We start from the raw sequence: 17,089 nt of genomic DNA, 5'->3' as shown, positions 1-17,089 counted from the left end.
TAATTGAATTTGTATGCTTGTCTAATTCTTGAAAAAAATCATCGACGTAACAAAATATTTCTGTAAAATTCATTATCATAGGTTATTGCTCTTAAAGTTTTTTCAATAACCTATAAACTTTTTTCTAATACTATAAATACCATATTTTAATGTCCCCCTTCGGGAATAAGAAATCCCTCGCCTTCAGCGAAGGGAAGATATAATGAAATTGCTTTAGCAATGAATTTATATCAAGAAACATGAGAAGTTATAGAAAGAATAGTCATAGTCAGTATGATTTAAAAGTACATCTTATATGGATACCAAAATATAGGAAGAGAGTATTGATAGGCAAAGTAGCGGAAAGGGCTAGAGATTTACTAAGGCAGATTTGTATGGAACATGAAGTATATATAATTTCAGGGAAAATATCATGTGATCACGTGCATATGTTTATCTCATATAAATCACAAATATCTCTTAGCAAGTTAGTACAGTATTTAAAAGGTAGTAGCTCAAGAATTTTATTGCAAGAATTTGCTCATTTAAGAAAACAATTTTGGGGCAATCATTTGTGGGCTAGGGGCTATATGGCGGTCAGTTCAGGTAATATAACTGATGAAATGATACAGCACTATATTGATGAACAGGAAGGTGAACCTGTGAATGATGATCGATTTCTAATCGATTCCACTTTATAACCCCTCAGCTTATAGCTGAGGGTTCTTTAGTTAGCAATTTGTATTTTGTACTCACTTTATAACAAAAACAGTATTATCAAGATCCCCGTAACCCAGTGTTTATCAGCTATACAGCGACTTTTTGAATACGAAACTCGCGTTTTAACAATAAGAGTAAAAAACTTAATACTAAAGTAAAATGGAAAGATAGAGAAGTTAATGAAACTGTTGCATTACCAAAGCAACCTAAAGTCGGTTATAATATTGGTGCTAGCGTTTTAACTGAAAAAGGTAATGTAAGCGTATTACTTGAATATAACTGTCATTTACAAAAGAAATATCAAAGCCATCAAGGTTTTGTGAAGTTGAAAGTGAAGTTGTAATAAATTAAGATGTCATTCCCACAAGGTATTGTTGTGTTGATCAATTCCACTGCTGTCATCCCGCGACTTGATCGCGGGATCCAGTCCTTTTTTAATTTTTTTTCTAGATACCCGTGGTCAAGCCACGGTATGACATCGAGTGTGTTTTTCGATCTACTACGCAACAATGCATTCCCAAGAGTTGTAAATAATACTTATTACTCGTCTCTTACTACCAAAACTGATATATCTGAATGACGGACGATTTTAGAAGCATTAGGTCCAAGCATATAATCTTTTAATTGTAGTCTGACTGCAGAGATTATTATTAAATCGGCTTTAATTTCATTAGAGTGCTTAATTATTTCATCATAAACGGCACCGCTACCTATATAATAATCTGTTTCAATTTCATCGGGAATATATTGTTTGATAAGCTCTTTAATTTGAGCTTTATACTTTTCTTTTTTCTCCGTTCTCCAATTTTTAGGTAAATAATCTTCAAACATTTTCGTACCGAATTCAGGAATTACATACATAAAATGTAAATTTGCTTGAAAGTTCGTCGCAAGCATTAAACCCTTAGAAAGAATACCTTTTATAGATTTTTTATCATTTAAATCTATAGGTATAAGTATATTTTTAAATATAGTATTTTCAGACATAAGATATTGTTAGTTTTTGTTTCTTACTGAATCATGTTTTGGTAGAACAAAATTTTTAGTATCGGCGAAATAGTTAATGTTGAGGTTATTTAATAAGTAATTAGAAAGTTTAAAATTTGCTACATTTCTATGAAAAGCTCCGATAAATTTATCTAAAATATCACGATTCGCCTCATCTCTAGTTACTAGGATTGCCGATACTTTTACGGTAGTTTGATCATCGGTAATCCCTGGATATAAGCCTTTGTGAAGTATAGCTTTATGAAAAGCTCTATTTTGTTTTATAAATCTGCTATTTTATCATTTTCAATTGAAACGAAATCAACTTCACACTTATTAGCTATTAAATTTACTAAGGGGTTAGAGTGTCCAACCATCATTATTATAGCATCTATTTCCTTATTACAGAATTTATCAATAGAATCTTCATAATTAATGTGTAGCTCTTCAGGTTCCTTAGAAAATTTATATAAAGAACGTACGGCATCATAAGTAATATTACTACTGGAAAATGCCGGACCGTTAGTTATTTTTTTTCCGTCAATATCAACAAAAACTTTTATTTTATCCTCATCTTTTACAATAACCGTAAAAAACTCATCATGGAGATTAAGCACCTGACGTAATTTTTGCATTTTTTCTTGATCGTGATAATAACCTATGCCCTCATATGCTTCTACTGCAATATTAGCTTGCACTAAGGCTAAATCAATTTTGCCTTGCTGTAATAATTTTAAATTTTCTATACTGCCGTTTGTTGCAACAACTTCACATTTAATATGTTCATTATTTTTATCATCATTTGTAATAGTCTTGCATAAATCAAGTCCAATAGCATAATATCCTTTTAAAATAGAGCCGGTACCGATTTTAATGACTTTTGGAGCAGCATAAATATTACTGCAAATAAGAAATATGCTAATAATGGTAGTTAGTTTAAAATTGTTCATAAAACTAATTTGGATTATTTCCGGTGTTTTAGTCTTCTTTATGTTCACCAAGTTTTAGTTCTAATAAATTAATAGAACCGATATTTATTCCTTTGTCTGAAAACTCAATATCAAACTTAGCTTTTTCTATATTATTGTAAGCCGAATTTACATCATTTTGATCTATATTTAATTGCTCGTCGGAAGCTTTATTAATTGCTTTAGCAATAATTGTTTTAATTATTTTCTTAGAAAAAATAATATTATTCGGTAATAATTTATCAACTATGGAATTATAATTTTCCAGCTCAAAATATAGTTTTCCTTCTGGTAATTTATTGGCAAAGAATTGTAAAGCACCATTTAAATTAACTTTAGAATCATTATCACAAGTAAAAATAAATCTTTCTATATTAAAATTTTGTAAAATAGCTGAATCTTCTCCGTCTTCAGCAAATTTTAAAGAAGCAGCAATATCTAAATTAGCATTTTTAAAATTCAAAATATCTTTTTCTGAATAATAATTGATATTTAAAAATAAGGATATATTTTCCTCACTTGCTAAATTCTGTTTTCTTATAAGAAATGCTAAATCATTAATTTTAAAGATTTCTTGATTATCTTTAAATATCGATAATGCTTTATTATTTAACTGAATTGATTTTAATATTTCTTTTAAATTATCATCTTTTGATATTTTATATAAAGGTTTATTAAAATTTCCTATACCCTTTATGTCATCATCGCTGCGTACATCATGGGTAAATGTTTTGTCGCCGTAATTATCGACTTCTCTAATAAAAGGACCGAAATTAAGAGCGGCTCTTTTAGTACTAAAAGCTATATTTAGGACAATATTTTCGCTAGTAAATTCTTTAGAATTTACATAATCAATTAATTTTACTTTAGGATCCGTTACGGTAATTTTCCAATTAAAAGGATAGCCTGAAAACTTAACCGCATTATAAGATATTTTAAGATTATCGGATTCAGAATTCTTAATTAAACTTACAACGTTATTTTTTATAGTATATGCAGTTGCAAACCATATTATAGTAAAGGCTAAAAACACAAAAAGAAGTATTTTACGTATCACTTTTTTAATCCATTATAATTTTATATTACGAGTAGCAGAAGGAAGGCGTACTTTTATGCCGTCTAATTCTTCGGTTAAAATAATTTGACATCCCAATCTAGAAGTATCGGTAAGACCGAAGGCTAAGTCAAGCATATCTTCCTCTGCTTCCGTAGGTTTTTTTAATTTGTTGTAAAATTCTTCTTCTAAAATAACGTGACAAGTAGCACAAGCAAGCGATCCTTCACAAGCTCCCTCAAGGTCTAGATCGTTACTATGGGCAATTTCTAAAATAGAAAGCCCTATCGGTGCTTCTACTGTTTTTTCTTCTCCATCATTTATAATAAATGTTACTGTTATTTTTCCTGACATTCTTCTTATTTTTCCTTATCTAAATTAGTTCGATTATATATAACTGAGACTATTTAATTTGATTGATATTTTTGCCTTTTAGCAAATCATTAATTATTATATTAAACTTTGTATTCATAGATTTTTTTATTTTGGATTTAAACTCTTTAATAGAATTATTAATTAAGATCCGATCTCTAGCGTGTGCGGCTTCTTTTATATTATCTAATAAAGAATTAATTATAGATATCTCACTTTTCGATAATAAAGCTGTTAATTCCGCTATAGCACGTTCTATGCTAAAGATTAAAGCCTCTGCTTCAATTACTGCTTCTTGTAATAATCTTGTAGTATAATCTATTTTAGCATTTTTATAAGCGTTTTCTAACATAATATCAATCTCCGTTTTATCAATACCGTGATTTGGCTTTACTTCTATAGTATGTGATGTATTGCTGATTTTCTCATAAGCAGAAACGGATAATATACCGTCTGAGTCAATAGCAAAAGTAACTTCGGCTCTAATATTCCCTGCTTTCATAGGAGGTAATCCTTTTAACTCAAATCGAGCCAAGCTACGGCAATCTACAGCCATTTCACGTTCACCTTGCAATATATGAAATTGTATACCGGTTTGATTATCGGCATAAGTCGTAAATTCTTTTACTACCGAAATAGGAATCGGAGTATTACGCATGATGATTTTTTCAACTATACCGCCATATAATTCCATGCCCAGCGATAAAGGTACTACATCAATCAATAATGAATTTGTATGGGGTACTATTAAATTTTCTGCTTGTAATGCAGCCCCCCATACAACTGCTTTATCAGGATCGATATCTGATAGAATATCTACTTTAAATGCTTTATATAATTCGTCTTTTATTAAAGGAATGCGGGTTGCACCTCCTACTAAAATAACTCCGTCTATATTTGGATTTCCTGCTTGTTCTAAACACTCTTGAGCTATATTGATAGTACGTTCTACTAAAGGTAAAATTAATTGTTCTAATGTTTGCTTATTAATTGATATATTATCATTATTAAAACTATCTTTATATGTTAAAGTTTCTTTTGCTTTTTTTGCAAGTTGTAAAGTATCTATAGAATTAGGTAAATCAAATTTATTACAAAGATATTGTGTAATTACTACATCTATATCGTCGCCACCAAGCATATTATCGCCGTTTGTTGCTATAACTTGAAAAATACCTTCTTGTATATTAAGAATAGATACATCAAAAGTGCCGCCGCCTAGGTCATATACTAAATAACAGCCTTTTTGATTTTTGTTTAAGCCGCAAGCATAGGCAGCTGCCGTCGGTTCTGCAATTAGCCTTAATACTTCAAAGCCTGCTATTTTAGCTGCAAGCATTACTTCACCTCTTGCTGCATCGTTAAAATGTGCAGGTACTGTTATTACTGCTTTAATTATATTAGTCTTTAATTGTTCTTCTGCTTGATTTTTTAGGTAAATAAAAACTTCTGCTGCAATTTCAGAAATCCGTATTCTTCTATTGGCAAAATTTAGCTTAAGCTCACTACTATTTATATCTAGATAATCTTTAACTAACGAAAAAAGTGCCGGAGTGTTTAAAATTTCTTTTAATGTTTTACCAAATAGTCTTTTAATAGAACGCAGTCCTTTATTATTACCTATTATAAAATCTTCGTTTGTAAAATCTATAGTAGTTGGGATTAATTCTTTATCATCTATAGATTTAATAACTTTAACTTGTCTATTGCTAGAGATAGCTATTAATGAGTTAGTAGTACCAAAATCGATACCGACTGCTATTTGCCGTTCTTGCTTAAAATCAGCTTGCTCTGGTTCCCTAATTTCTATTATTTGCATGATTTTATTTTTTCTTGCAGTTTATGCAGCAATGTCCCAATATATTTAAGCTTGCTAGTTTTTATAGTTGCGTCTGATAGATTTTGTTCTTCAAAAGCTTGTTTTAAAGAATCAATCTCAAGCTTTTTCATTAATTCATATTTGTCTTTTATTTTTTCTAAATCACTAAATAAGGTAGTATTTTCAATTATTTCCATTTCATCCCAGAATATGCTTAATTTTAGCTGCGAAAGTAAATTGCGTGTTTTTTCGTCATTCAAATTTATATTTTGCAAAAGCAGCATATATTCAGCACGCTTTAAGGCATCTTTAAGAGTAGAATAAGCATTATTTAATTCAGCCGCAATAATTAGATTTTGTTCCTTTTCCTGCAAAGTTTTTGCTTTATCGGGATGATATTTTACCTGCATAGCAAAATATTGCTTTTCTAATATCTTTAAATCAATATTATACTCTTGCGGAAGCCCTAGTAATTGAAAATAATTTTGCACTTTTACTTTTTTGTAATTATATTATTCACTGTCATACTGTGGCCCCTCCACGGTATCCAGTCTTTTTTAATTTTTTTCTAGATACCGTGGTCAAGCCACGGTATGACAACGAACGCATTTTTCGATCCATGCGGGGACGACATCGCCCCATACAACGACGCCAATTTTTCAAATTAAACGAGTATACATTAAAAATTAAAAAAATACAATTATGGAAGTAGATCTATTACATTTAAAAAAAAAATATCATAACTATATTGTAGCAGGTATAGATGAAGCAGGTAGAGGACCGCTCGCAGGTCCGGTAGTAGCAAGTGCCGTTATAATAGATAACGCCAATATTATAACGGGTATTAAAGATTCTAAAAAGCTTTCTAAAAAGAAAAGAGAATTATTATATGAGCAAATAACTAGTAACTATGTTTGGTCAGCCGCTATTATTTCTCATACCGAAATTGATGAAATTAATATATTAGAAGCAACTAAAAAAGCTTGTTCTATTGCTGCGGCAAATCTTACAACTAAGCCGGAGATAGTTTTAGTTGACGGTAATATGCAGTTTAATGATGAAAGATTTGTTAGTATAGTTAATGGTGATAATTTATCGTTATCGATTGCAGCGGCTTCCATTATTGCAAAAGTTACTAGAGATCGTTTGATGCTAGACTTAAGTGCTGAATTTCCACAATATTTATGGCACAAAAATTCCGGCTACGGTACCAAAGAACATATTGAAGCTATTAATACGCACGGCCTATCGCCATATCATAGAAGGAGTTTTAGGTGTTGTTAATAGGTGTTGTTGCATGGATCGATTTCACCACTGTCACCCCGTGGACAAGCCACGGTATGACACATTAGGAATAACTCAACTCAAGTGCCGCCTCTTCTAGAGTTTTTAGTTGATCACGAAGTTTTGCAGCTTGTTCAAATTCAAGATTATTTGCAGCTTTAAGCATGTCTTTCTTTAATTTGTCAATATGGGCTTTTAGCTTAGCAGGGTTATCAAATAAAGTATGAGCTTGTTTTTTATCAAGCTTACTATCGATTTTCTCAAGTTCTGCTAAAGCGTGAATAGCACGGTTGATGGTTTTTGGAATTATGCCGTGTTTTTCATTATATTCCTGCTGAATTTGCCTTCTACGCAACGTTTCACTAACGGCTTTATCGATAGATTTAGTCATTTTATCGGCATAAAGTATAACTCTACCCTCGCTATTTCTTGCAGCTCTTCCTATTGTTTGTATTAACGATACTTCCGACCGCAAAAATCCCTCTTTGTCTGCATCAAGTATAGCAACTAAGCCGCATTCAGGGATGTCAAGCCCCTCTCTTAATAGATTAATACCGACTAAAATATCTATAGTACCTTGTCTTAAATCCCGTAAAATCTCGATACGCTCTAGAGTATGAACGTTAGAATGTAAATAAGAAGTTTTATATTTTAGGTCCTGCAAATAGGCGGTTAAATCTTCAGCCATTTTTTTTGTTAATGTAGTGACTAAGACACGAAAACCTTTAGAGATAGTGGTTTGAATTTCGCTAATTAAATCCTCAACTTGGTTAGTAGCGGGTTTGATAATACATTCAGGATCAAGCAGTCCCGTAGGTCTGATAATCAGTTCTACTACAGTACCGTCGGTTTCTTCTAACTCAAATGGTCCCGGAGTTGCGGATACAAAAACAGTTTGCGGTCTAAATTTTTCCCATTCTTCAAATTTTAAAGGTCTGTTATCAAGTGCAGACGGCAGACGAAACCCATGCTCTACCAATACTTCTTTCCTTGCTCGATCGCCGTTATACATCGCTCTAATTTGCGGTACGGATACGTGGCTTTCATCAACAAATAATAACGCATCTTCCGGTAAGTACTCGAATAAGGTAGGCGGCGGCTTACCGGCGTTACGCCCTGTGAAAAAGCGAGAGTAGTTTTCAACGCCTTTACAGCTGCCTGTTTCCGTTAACATCTCAAGATCATATTGAGTACGTTGATTTAGCCTTTGCGTTTCAAGTGGTTTATCTTGCGACTTTAAGAACTCTAAGCGTTTTTGTAACTCCTCCTCAATACCTGATATGGCACTATTTACCGTTTCTTGAGGCATCACGAAATGTGAATTACCAAAGACCATAGCTTTATCGAGCTTAGCAAGTTTTTTGCCTGTTAGGGGATCAAATTCGTGTATATATTCAAGTTCATTACCGAAAAACGATAAACGCCAAGCTTTATCGCTGTAATGTGAGGGAAAAATATCGATATTATCCCCTTTAACTCGAAAACAGCCACGCTCAAACCCAATATCGTTACGCTCATATTGTAGATTTATCAAATCATTTAGTAGCTTATCACGAGGGTAGCTTTGACCTGGTTCTAGATTAACCGTCATTTGATAATACAAATCAGGAGAGCCAAGCCCGTAAATACAAGAAACGGAAGAAACTACTATAACGTCACGACGCTCTAATAACGATCTTGTAGCGGAATGACGCATTAAATCAATCTGCTCGTTAATTGATGAATCCTTTTCTATAAAAGTATCGGTGCGTGCTATATATGCTTCCGGCTGGTAATAATCATAATACGATACAAAATACTCAACGGCATTCTTCGGAAAAATCGACTTCATTTCTGAATAAATTTGGGCAGCTAAAGTTTTATTATGAGCCATAATAAGAGTAGGACGATTAGTTCTCTCTATAATATTCGCCATGGTAAAAGTTTTCCCTGATCCCGTAATACCAAGCAACATTTGTGAGCGTTTTTTACTATTTAACCCTGCTATAATTTCATCTATTGCTTTTGGTTGATCGCCTGCCGGTTTATATTCTGAGATAATAGAAAAATTATTCATGCATTTTTACTTGCTTTAAAAACTATAGTTTAAGATAATATATTAAAATCTAACAAAAAAATATAACATTATGAATAAAGCTATATTACACACAATTATTATTTATACTCTTGCTAGTTGTCCTTATTGTATAAAAGCTAAAGCATTGCTTGATAAGAAAAATGTTGCTTACGAGGAAATTGAAGTAAGTAATTTTGCTCAGGAAGAGAAAGAAAAATTTATTAAGAAATCCGGTGGAAAAAAAACCGTCCCGCAGATATTTATAGATAATATGCATGTTGGCGGTTGTGATGCTCTGTTTGATCTTGAAAAAGAGGGAAGGCTAGATAAGTTGTTAGAAAATCAGCCAAAGAAGACTTCACCCGCTGCCGGGGCATAATTAATAAAAATGTCATTGCGAGCGAATGTAGACAATGCCATATGTCATTCCCGCGTAGGCGGGAATCCAGAAAAAATAAATAATAAAAATGTATTATATTATGTTCTGATCGCAATGGTACTTTGTATATTGGTATTACTAATAATATACTACGTCGTGCTTATGAACATAAACAAAAAATAATAAAGGGTTTTACGACAAAATATAATGTTATAAAGCTTGTTTATACAGAAGAATTTGCTGATATTAAGAAGGTCTTGCTAGAGAAAAAGCTTTAAAGAAATGGAATCGTACTTGGAAAATAAAATTAATAGAAAAACTTAATCCTAATTGGGAAGATTTAGGCAAGTGTATTTCTGGATTCCCGCCTACAGCGGGGATGACATCGAGTTACACCTACAGTTTTCTTGGATAACAAAGCCATACAAATTCACAAAAACTCCAAAAATGTCCAAAAACAACAATCACAAAAATTCATTCTATCTACTTCTGCCGTATTTATGGTCGAAGGATTTTGATATACGCCTGCGTATTGTTACGTCTCTTATTTGTCTAGTTATAGCTAAAATAATAAATATTTTCGTTCCGATTGTTTATAAATATATAATAGACGGATTAAATAAAAATTTTGCTCTTTCGGTTATTATCGGGATTATTGTTGCATATGGCGGTACTAAAATATTGGTACAAATATTTGGTGAGCTGCGAAATATTATTTTCTCAAAAGTAGGGCATCAAGCGACTCGCTTAGTTGCTCTAAATGTCTTTAAGCACATGCATAATTTAAGTATGCGTTTTCATATTACTAGAAAAACAGGGGGCTTAAGTAGGTCAATAGAGCGTGGTACTAAAGGTATTGAAGCGGTGCTGCGGTATTCATTATTTAATATTTTCCCGACAAGCGTAGAAATTATACTAGTAAGCGGGATGTTATGGTATGTGTATGGTATTTGGTTTGCCGTAACTATTTTAATAACAATGATAGTTTATGTTGGTTATACTTTCCTAATTAGTACTTGGCGTATTTCTTTTGCAAGAGAAATGAACCAAAGCGATAACACCGCCAATAATAGGGCAATCGATAGTTTACTGAATTTTGAAACCGTTAAATATTTCGGTAATGAAGAATATGAGGCGATAAAGTTTAATGAGGCTTTACAAACTTATGAAAAATCAGCCACTAAAACTACTAACAGCCTATCGATTTTAAATATCGGGCAGAATGTTATAATATCCTTAGGGCTTGTTTCTTTGATGATACTTTCGGCAAATGCTATTAATCAGAATAAAATGACCGTCGGCGATTTAATAATGGTTAATACTTACTTGTTTCAGCTATCAATTCCGCTTTCAATACTTGGCTTTGCCTATAGAGAAATTAAAAACGCTCTAGTTAGTATGGAAGATATGTTTAATCTTTTAGATATACCGGCAGAAGTAGAGGATGCCGTGAACGCTAAGGAGCTAATTATCTCAAAAGGCGGGGTTAGTTTCGATAATGTTAGCTTTGCTTATAATCAGGAACGTCCGATTTTGCATAATATAAGCTTTACGATCAAGAGCGGTAAAACACTCGCAGTAGTAGGTAGCAGTGGAGTGGGAAAATCGACGATATCACGCTTGCTGTTTAGGTTTTACGATATTAATAGCGGCAATATTACTATAGATAATCAAGATATACGAGAAGTCACACAACAATCGCTTCGTAAGTCTATCGGAATTGTTCCGCAAGATACGGTACTGTTTAACGATACGATATATTACAACATAGCATATGGTAATAATGCAGCTAGTTACGATGAAGTTATAGCAGCCTCAAAAAATGCTCATATTCATGAGTTTATTAGCACGCTGCCCAAAGGGTATGAAACGCAGGTAGGGGAGAGAGGCTTGAAGCTTTCAGGCGGCGAAAAACAGCGTATTGCAATCGCAAGAACCATATTAAAAAATCCGGCAATATATGTTTTTGATGAAGCAACAAGTTCGCTTGATACTAAAACCGAAAAGCTAATTCAGGCAAGTCTTAAAGAGATCTCGGCACGTCATACTACCCTTATCATTGCCCATAGACTATCAACTATTATCGATGCAGACGAGATTATCGTTTTGGATAACGGCTATATAGTTGAGCGAGGCAACCATAAGAGCTTACTACAACATAAAGGCTATTACGCCGAACTTTGGTATAAACAGCAGGAAGAGAAAAGTAAATAAAATACGGCATTGCAAAATAAAAGTTGATGTCGTCATGAGCTAAGCGACTAAAAACCTTGTTGCGTAGACCGGTAAAATCCACTGTGTCACCCCGTGGCTTGACCACGGGGTCCATAAAAACAATTAAAAATACTAATAATTTTAGTATTTTTAACTGGATCCCGCGATCAAGTCGTGGGATGAACAATTAGGAAACCGGTCCACGCAACAATGCCTTGCGAGGAGCCGTAGGCGACGCGGCAATCCAGAAAATAATTAAAAAAATTCTGTAAATCAGAATTTTTAACTGGATTGTTTTGTCAATTGCTATGCAAATTCCTCGTAATGACGAAAAAACCGATCCATGCAGGAATGACATGGATAGCTAATGACATTTTTAAAAAATTAAGTAAAATCTCCTGCAAGAATAGCGGTAACGTTATTCCGGGGTTTCAAAGCCTCTCTCCTAAGCGGTATTATCAGCCGTATAAATGGTATAATTCTCGACTTCATTGCGGTCGGGGAGATAATAGCTATGTACAGAGCTTAAAGCAATGCTTTAAGCTTAAAGGCTATTGTAGCTGTCTTAGGCGGTTCTTTGAACTCCCCGACCACCAGGGGGTTATTTCTCTTTTGTGGTTGAAACTTGAGCAATTTAAGTTTAATCAATCGGGAGCAACTACATGTTCAACAAAAATAATAAATTATTATCTAAAATATTACCGATTTCTAAGAAAAATCTTACTACATGACAATTTTTCATTTTATCATCTTTGGATATTGGAATATCAAGGACAACAGCTGTATCCAACGTACTAATTGAGTAGAAATATTATACAAGATATTAACCAATGTATCTAATCCAACACGAAATATACTATTTTGCCTATAACCATGTTTTTTAATAACTATTGGTTTATCTAAAACTATAATCTCTCCAGTTTGATAAGCTAGGCAAAATGCAATAGACAATATTTGCATCAATGTATCTAATCGTAAATCATTAGTAATATGAGTTGCTTCACAGTTGAATCCTGCTGATTTAAAAGCTTTGAACATTGTTTCAATTTGCCATCTTTGAGCATATATCTCAGCAGGATTTTTGATCTCATCACTATGTATTAAGACTGCAAGTTCACTCTTCTTATTTCTGATCCCTACTACATTAAATATTTCACCTTTTGTACCAATTCTACGTTGTGACAAACTCACATGCGATCCTATGGCTAGAGGGCGAAATAACTCTTATATTTTAACCATTTTTCCCCTTGCATTACTGATATATTGTCTATTTTCTCTAACTCGAAAAACGTATCTTATTTGATTTGTTCTAAGCCAAGAGAGCCATTCCTTACCTATAAATTCTCTATCAGCGGTTAATGCTTCAATGCGGTTTTTGTCAAAAACTTCTAAAAAACACTCCATCAGATCAATACGCTCAATATAATCAGAGTTACCACACTTTTTATCACTTAGAAAATTCCAAAAAGGGGGATCGCTATACCATGAAAACTGACAGCTAAATATAAAATATTTATATGTCGTTTACCAAATTTCCAATTCGTTCTATCTAAACACAATACCCATTTTTGCTCCTGCTCAAACCCAGTCATCATGACTAACATAACAGGTAATACTCTCCATGATATTGAGATTTCAGAGATAAATCTTTGCATCCTTCTATACCATGAAGCTGCTTTAATCCCAGACGGCATTCTATTGCATAACAATGACATGTTTACTGTCCTGCTGTTAAGCATTGAAATGATAAATAATCCTAAACATTTTGCTCTTGATAAATTAAGCGAAATATGTTTTTGTAATAATTCGACTAGAGGGGCGGAATGATCTTTCATATGTAAACCAAGTTCTTTCCCCGTTATCATCATGAATTATCAGCAAAATTCAATCCTTTAGTCCTTACATCTCTAAAAATTGTCATGTAGCAAGATTATATTTAGAAAGTATAAAATAATAGACAATAGAAGTTTGTTAACCGTCAAATTATAAATACAAGCAATTCTTGAAAGAAATTTATTATGTCTCTATAATTAAATATAATTCATTAAATTAAATTTAAGGCTAAGTAATCGTGACTGATAAATATTCTTCTAATTTAGTACCGGTAAATATCGAAGATGAGATGAAAGTATCTTATCTTGATTATGCTATGAGTGTTATAGTAAGTAGAGCTATACCGGATGTTCGGGACGGCTTAAAGCCGGTGCATCGCCGAATTATCTATTCCATGCATGAAGCCGGTAATCATGCTAGTAAACCTTATAGAAAATCCGCTAGAATAGTTGGTGAAGTGATGGGTAAATACCATCCGCACGGTGATAGTGCTATTTACGATTCGTTAGTACGTATGGCACAAGATTTTTCGCTCCGTTTACCGCTTGTCGACGGGCAGGGTAATTTCGGCTCGATGGACGGTGATGCGGCGGCGGCAATGAGATATACCGAATCTCGAATGGCCAAAGTTTCGCATAAGCTCGTAGAGGATATCGATAAAGAGACCGTCAGCTTTAACCCTAATTATGACGGTTCTGAAGAAGAGCCTTCCGTACTTCCTGCAATGTTTCCTAATTTATTGGTTAACGGTAGCGGAGGTATTGCGGTCGGTATGGCAACTAATATCCCGCCTCATAATCTTGGTGAAGTTATCGATGCGTGCTGTTTATATATAGATAATAACGATATAGAAATTTTAGATTTGCTAGAAGTTGTTAAAGGACCGGATTTTCCTACGGGTTCAATGATTTTAGGCATTAGCGGTATTAGATCGGCATACCTTACCGGTAGAGGCAGTATCATTATGCGAGGTCGGGCGGAGATTGAGAATATCGGTAATAGCCGTCAAGCAATTATTATTACCGAAATACCGTATATGGTAAATAAAGCAAGGCTCGTTGAGAAAATTGCTGAAATGGTTAAAGAGAAACGTATTGAGGGTATAAGCGATTTACGTGACGAATCGAATAAAAACGGTGTAAGGATTTTTATTGAGTTAAAGAAAGACGTAGTTGCTGAAGTAGTCTTAAATCAAATATACGCATGTACGCAGCTACAAACTAGCTTCGGTGTTATTATGCTTGCTCTTAAAGACGGGCTACCGAAAGTGATGAATTTGAAAGAAGTAATCGCAGCTTTCGTTAGTTTTAGGGAAGTGGTAATTACTAACCGTACTATATATTTGCTAAATAAAGCAAGAGATAGAGCACATATTTTACTAGGACTAACTATTGCCGTTAGTAATATCGATGAAATAATACGTATTATTAAAGCTTCAAATGACTCGAATGCAGCTAAACAAGAATTAATGGCTCGCCAGTGGGAAGCATTAAATATACTACCTCTTGTAAAGCTGGTTGATGATAAAGCAATGTTAAACGAGCAGGGCAAATGTAGCTTTACCGAAGTGCAAGCTAAGGCAATCTTAGAAATGAGATTGCAACGCCTGACCGCTATGGAGAAAAACAAGTTTGAAGAGGATTTAAAGAACCTCGCTACGGAAATCACCGAATATCTTAATATACTCGGCTCTCGTACAAGGTTACTTGAGATTTTAAAGGAAGAGCTAATTAAAGTTAAAGAAGAATTTGCGACTCCTCGTCTTACTTCAATTGAATTTGGCGAATTTGATCAAGATATAGAAGATTTAATTCAGCATGAAGAAATGGTTGTAACCGTAACGCTTGGCGGGTATATCAAGCGTGTACCTCTAAGTAGCTATCGTTCACAAAAACGTGGTGGTAAAGGAAGATCAGGGCTTTCAATGCGTGATGAAGATATTACCACGCAAGTTTTTGTCGGTAGTACTCATACTCCAATGTTGTTCTTCTCAAATATCGGTCAGGTTTATAGTTTAAAACTGTATAAATTACCTTTAAGTAATCCGCAAGGTAAAGGAAGACCGATTGTTAATATATTACCGTTGAAAGAAAATGAGCATATTACAAATATCATGCCGCTACCGGAAAATCAGGATGAGTGGAATAATTTAAACATTATGTTCGCAACTGCCAAGGGGAATATCAGAAGAAGCGATTTATTAGATTTCAAAAAGATTCAGTCGAACGGTAAAATTGCTATTAGGCTTGATGAGGACGATAAATTAATAGACGTAAAACCATGTAAAGAAGACGAGCATATTTTACTTGCCACCAAAGTCGGTAAAGCTTTAAGATTCCCTGTTGAATCATTGCGTGTTATTAAGAGCCGTACTTCTGACGGTGTACGAGGTATGAAGCTTGCTAGAGAGGATTCTGTAATTTCTATGACTGTGCTTAAAGGCATTAGCAGTACAAAAGAGGATAGAGATGCTTATTTAACAGTGCCATGGGAAAAAAGGCTTGAGATTGCTAAAGGTGAGGCGTTTAACCCCGAAGAGTTAGGCGTAGCTTTGACTGCAGATTCTATTTTAGAAATGGCAAATTTCGAAGAATTCATTTTAACCGTAACTGAGAACGGTTTTGGTAAGAAAAGCTCAGCTTATGGCTATAGAATTACTGACCGTGGCGGTAGCGGCATAATCAATATGGATATTAACGACAAAACCGGTTTAGTTGTCGGTGTTATGCCGGTTAAAATGGATAATGAGTTAATGCTGATTACCAATAGTGGTAAGTTAATTCGCTGTAAACTTGAGTCAGTACGTATTACGGGACGTAACACTAGCGGCGTAATCCTGTTTAAGCTAGATGAGGGGGAAAAAGTCGTATCCGTTTCTCTCATTGCTGAAAGTACCGAGGGTGAAGAGGATAGTGCAGTGGAAGAAGAAGGTTTAGAGCAATCTGAAGAGGTGTAAGGGCTGAGGCGTTGTTATTCCCGCATAGCTCTTAAAAAGCTCTCGATGTCATTCTTGCGGAAGCATTTTGTGTAGATACCTAAGTCGTCATTGCGAGGAGGTATAGTTGCGTGGACCGGTAAAACCCACTGTGTCACCCCGTGGTCAAGCCACGGGATGACAGAGGTGAAATTGATCCACGCAACAATACCTTGCGAGCAGCCATAGGCTGCGTAGCAATCTCATGAAATAATAACAAACTTCTGAGATTGCGGACGTACAAATTACTTTGTAATTTTCCTTGCAATGACGTTAATTTATTAATTGATCTGCTTTTAGTTAGCAATACCTCCCAAAGAACTTCTAGAAAAGTATTGCAACACTAATTTTTCTCTCTATAATAACTGTATGTTGAATTTATGAATATGCAAATATTAACTTTCCAGTCTTTTTTTACTACTACAACCGGTCCAAGCCGGTAACAATATC

Annotated in this window: 14 protein-coding genes and 2 pseudogenes; 6 read left to right on the top strand and 10 right to left on the bottom strand. The window is 34.0% G+C overall.

Annotated features, from left to right (window positions below; all coding sequences use genetic code 11):
• Nucleotides 1-239 precede the first annotated feature (239 nt).
• Nucleotides 240-680, top strand: coding sequence for an IS200/IS605 family transposase (gene tnpA, locus REIS_RS07140; protein WP_008579210.1), 441 nt, complete (start codon nucleotides 240-242; stop codon nucleotides 678-680).
• Between the two features lie 559 nt (nucleotides 681-1,239).
• On the opposite strand, the gene REIS_RS07135 is transcribed toward tnpA, so the two are convergent.
• The 6 genes and pseudogenes from REIS_RS07135 to hscB form a co-directional block, all read right to left on the bottom strand.
• Nucleotides 1,240-1,686: a universal stress protein gene (locus REIS_RS07135; RefSeq protein WP_008580648.1), complete on the bottom strand. Its 447-nt coding sequence runs from the start codon at nucleotides 1,684-1,686 to the stop codon at nucleotides 1,240-1,242.
• 9 nt (nucleotides 1,687-1,695) lie between these two features.
• Nucleotides 1,696-2,636 (bottom strand): annotated as a pseudogene (locus REIS_RS07130) (TAXI family TRAP transporter solute-binding subunit).
• Between the two features lie 28 nt (nucleotides 2,637-2,664).
• Entirely contained in the window at nucleotides 2,665-3,711 is a 1,047-nt protein-coding gene (locus REIS_RS07125; protein ID WP_008580644.1) for a hypothetical protein, read from the bottom strand.
• A gap of 12 nt (nucleotides 3,712-3,723) precedes the next feature.
• The gene (locus REIS_RS07120) at nucleotides 3,724-4,062 is read right to left on the bottom strand and encodes a ferredoxin family 2Fe-2S iron-sulfur cluster binding protein (protein ID WP_008580642.1); all 339 of its coding nucleotides are present in this window, start codon (nucleotides 4,060-4,062) and stop codon (nucleotides 3,724-3,726) included.
• Nucleotides 4,063-4,111: 49 nt separating this feature from the next.
• Nucleotides 4,112-5,899 (bottom strand): Fe-S protein assembly chaperone HscA, encoded by a 1,788-nt coding sequence (gene hscA, locus REIS_RS07115; protein WP_008580640.1) that lies wholly within the window; start codon nucleotides 5,897-5,899, stop codon nucleotides 4,112-4,114.
• Nucleotides 5,890-6,390 carry a Fe-S protein assembly co-chaperone HscB gene (hscB, locus tag REIS_RS07110; RefSeq protein WP_008580638.1) on the bottom strand — a complete coding sequence of 167 codons (501 nt, stop codon included), beginning with the start codon at nucleotides 6,388-6,390 and terminating at the stop codon, nucleotides 5,890-5,892. Before hscB ends, hscA begins: the two co-directional genes overlap by 10 nt.
• Before the next feature lie 211 nt (nucleotides 6,391-6,601).
• Between hscB and REIS_RS07105 the strand changes: the two genes are divergently transcribed.
• Nucleotides 6,602-7,183: a ribonuclease HII gene (locus REIS_RS07105; RefSeq protein ID WP_008580636.1), complete on the top strand. Its 582-nt coding sequence runs from the start codon at nucleotides 6,602-6,604 to the stop codon at nucleotides 7,181-7,183.
• A 64-nt stretch (nucleotides 7,184-7,247) separates the two neighbouring features.
• Here the strand turns inward: REIS_RS07105 and uvrB are convergent, their stop codons facing one another.
• Nucleotides 7,248-9,239: an excinuclease ABC subunit UvrB gene (uvrB, locus tag REIS_RS07100; RefSeq protein ID WP_008580634.1), complete on the bottom strand. Its 1,992-nt coding sequence runs from the start codon at nucleotides 9,237-9,239 to the stop codon at nucleotides 7,248-7,250.
• Nucleotides 9,240-9,309: 70 nt separating this feature from the next.
• Here uvrB and grxC point away from each other — a divergent pair, with 70 nt between their 5' ends.
• From grxC to REIS_RS07085, 3 genes and pseudogenes are all read left to right on the top strand, one after another.
• On the top strand, nucleotides 9,310-9,618 hold the full coding sequence (gene grxC, locus REIS_RS07095; protein ID WP_008580632.1) for a glutaredoxin 3: 309 nt from the start codon (nucleotides 9,310-9,312) through the stop codon (nucleotides 9,616-9,618).
• A 92-nt stretch (nucleotides 9,619-9,710) separates the two neighbouring features.
• Nucleotides 9,711-10,033 (top strand): annotated as a pseudogene (locus tag REIS_RS13040) (GIY-YIG nuclease family protein).
• A gap of 32 nt (nucleotides 10,034-10,065) precedes the next feature.
• The gene (locus REIS_RS07085) at nucleotides 10,066-11,832 is read left to right on the top strand and encodes an ABCB family ABC transporter ATP-binding protein/permease (RefSeq protein ID WP_037214120.1); all 1,767 of its coding nucleotides are present in this window, start codon (nucleotides 10,066-10,068) and stop codon (nucleotides 11,830-11,832) included.
• Between the two features lie 738 nt (nucleotides 11,833-12,570).
• Here the strand turns inward: REIS_RS07085 and REIS_RS13035 are convergent.
• Genes REIS_RS13035 through REIS_RS07070 form a run of 3 tightly spaced genes read right to left on the bottom strand, consistent with a single transcriptional unit; the run spans nucleotide 12,571 to nucleotide 13,700 of the window.
• Nucleotides 12,571-13,017 (bottom strand): transposase, encoded by a 447-nt coding sequence (locus REIS_RS13035; protein WP_040614737.1) that lies wholly within the window; start codon nucleotides 13,015-13,017, stop codon nucleotides 12,571-12,573.
• Between the two features lie 39 nt (nucleotides 13,018-13,056).
• Complete coding sequence (locus REIS_RS15870) at nucleotides 13,057-13,236, bottom strand: transposase (RefSeq protein WP_008580623.1); 180 nt, start codon at nucleotides 13,234-13,236, stop codon at nucleotides 13,057-13,059.
• Nucleotides 13,237-13,283: 47 nt separating this feature from the next.
• On the bottom strand, nucleotides 13,284-13,700 hold the full coding sequence (locus tag REIS_RS07070) for a hypothetical protein (RefSeq protein ID WP_008579269.1): 417 nt from the start codon (nucleotides 13,698-13,700) through the stop codon (nucleotides 13,284-13,286).
• 203 nt (nucleotides 13,701-13,903) lie between these two features.
• Between REIS_RS07070 and gyrA the strand changes: the two genes are divergently transcribed.
• The gene (gene gyrA, locus REIS_RS07065; RefSeq protein ID WP_008580620.1) at nucleotides 13,904-16,621 is read left to right on the top strand and encodes a DNA topoisomerase (ATP-hydrolyzing) subunit A; all 2,718 of its coding nucleotides are present in this window, start codon (nucleotides 13,904-13,906) and stop codon (nucleotides 16,619-16,621) included.
• Nucleotides 16,622-17,089: the final 468 nt, after the last annotated feature.

This window comes from Rickettsia endosymbiont of Ixodes scapularis (assembly GCF_000160735.1).
Classification (GTDB): Bacteria; Pseudomonadota; Alphaproteobacteria; order Rickettsiales; family Rickettsiaceae; genus Rickettsia; species Rickettsia tamurae.
The sequence above is the reverse complement of the archived record's forward strand: the minus strand, read 5'-3'. Positions and strand labels throughout refer to the sequence as shown.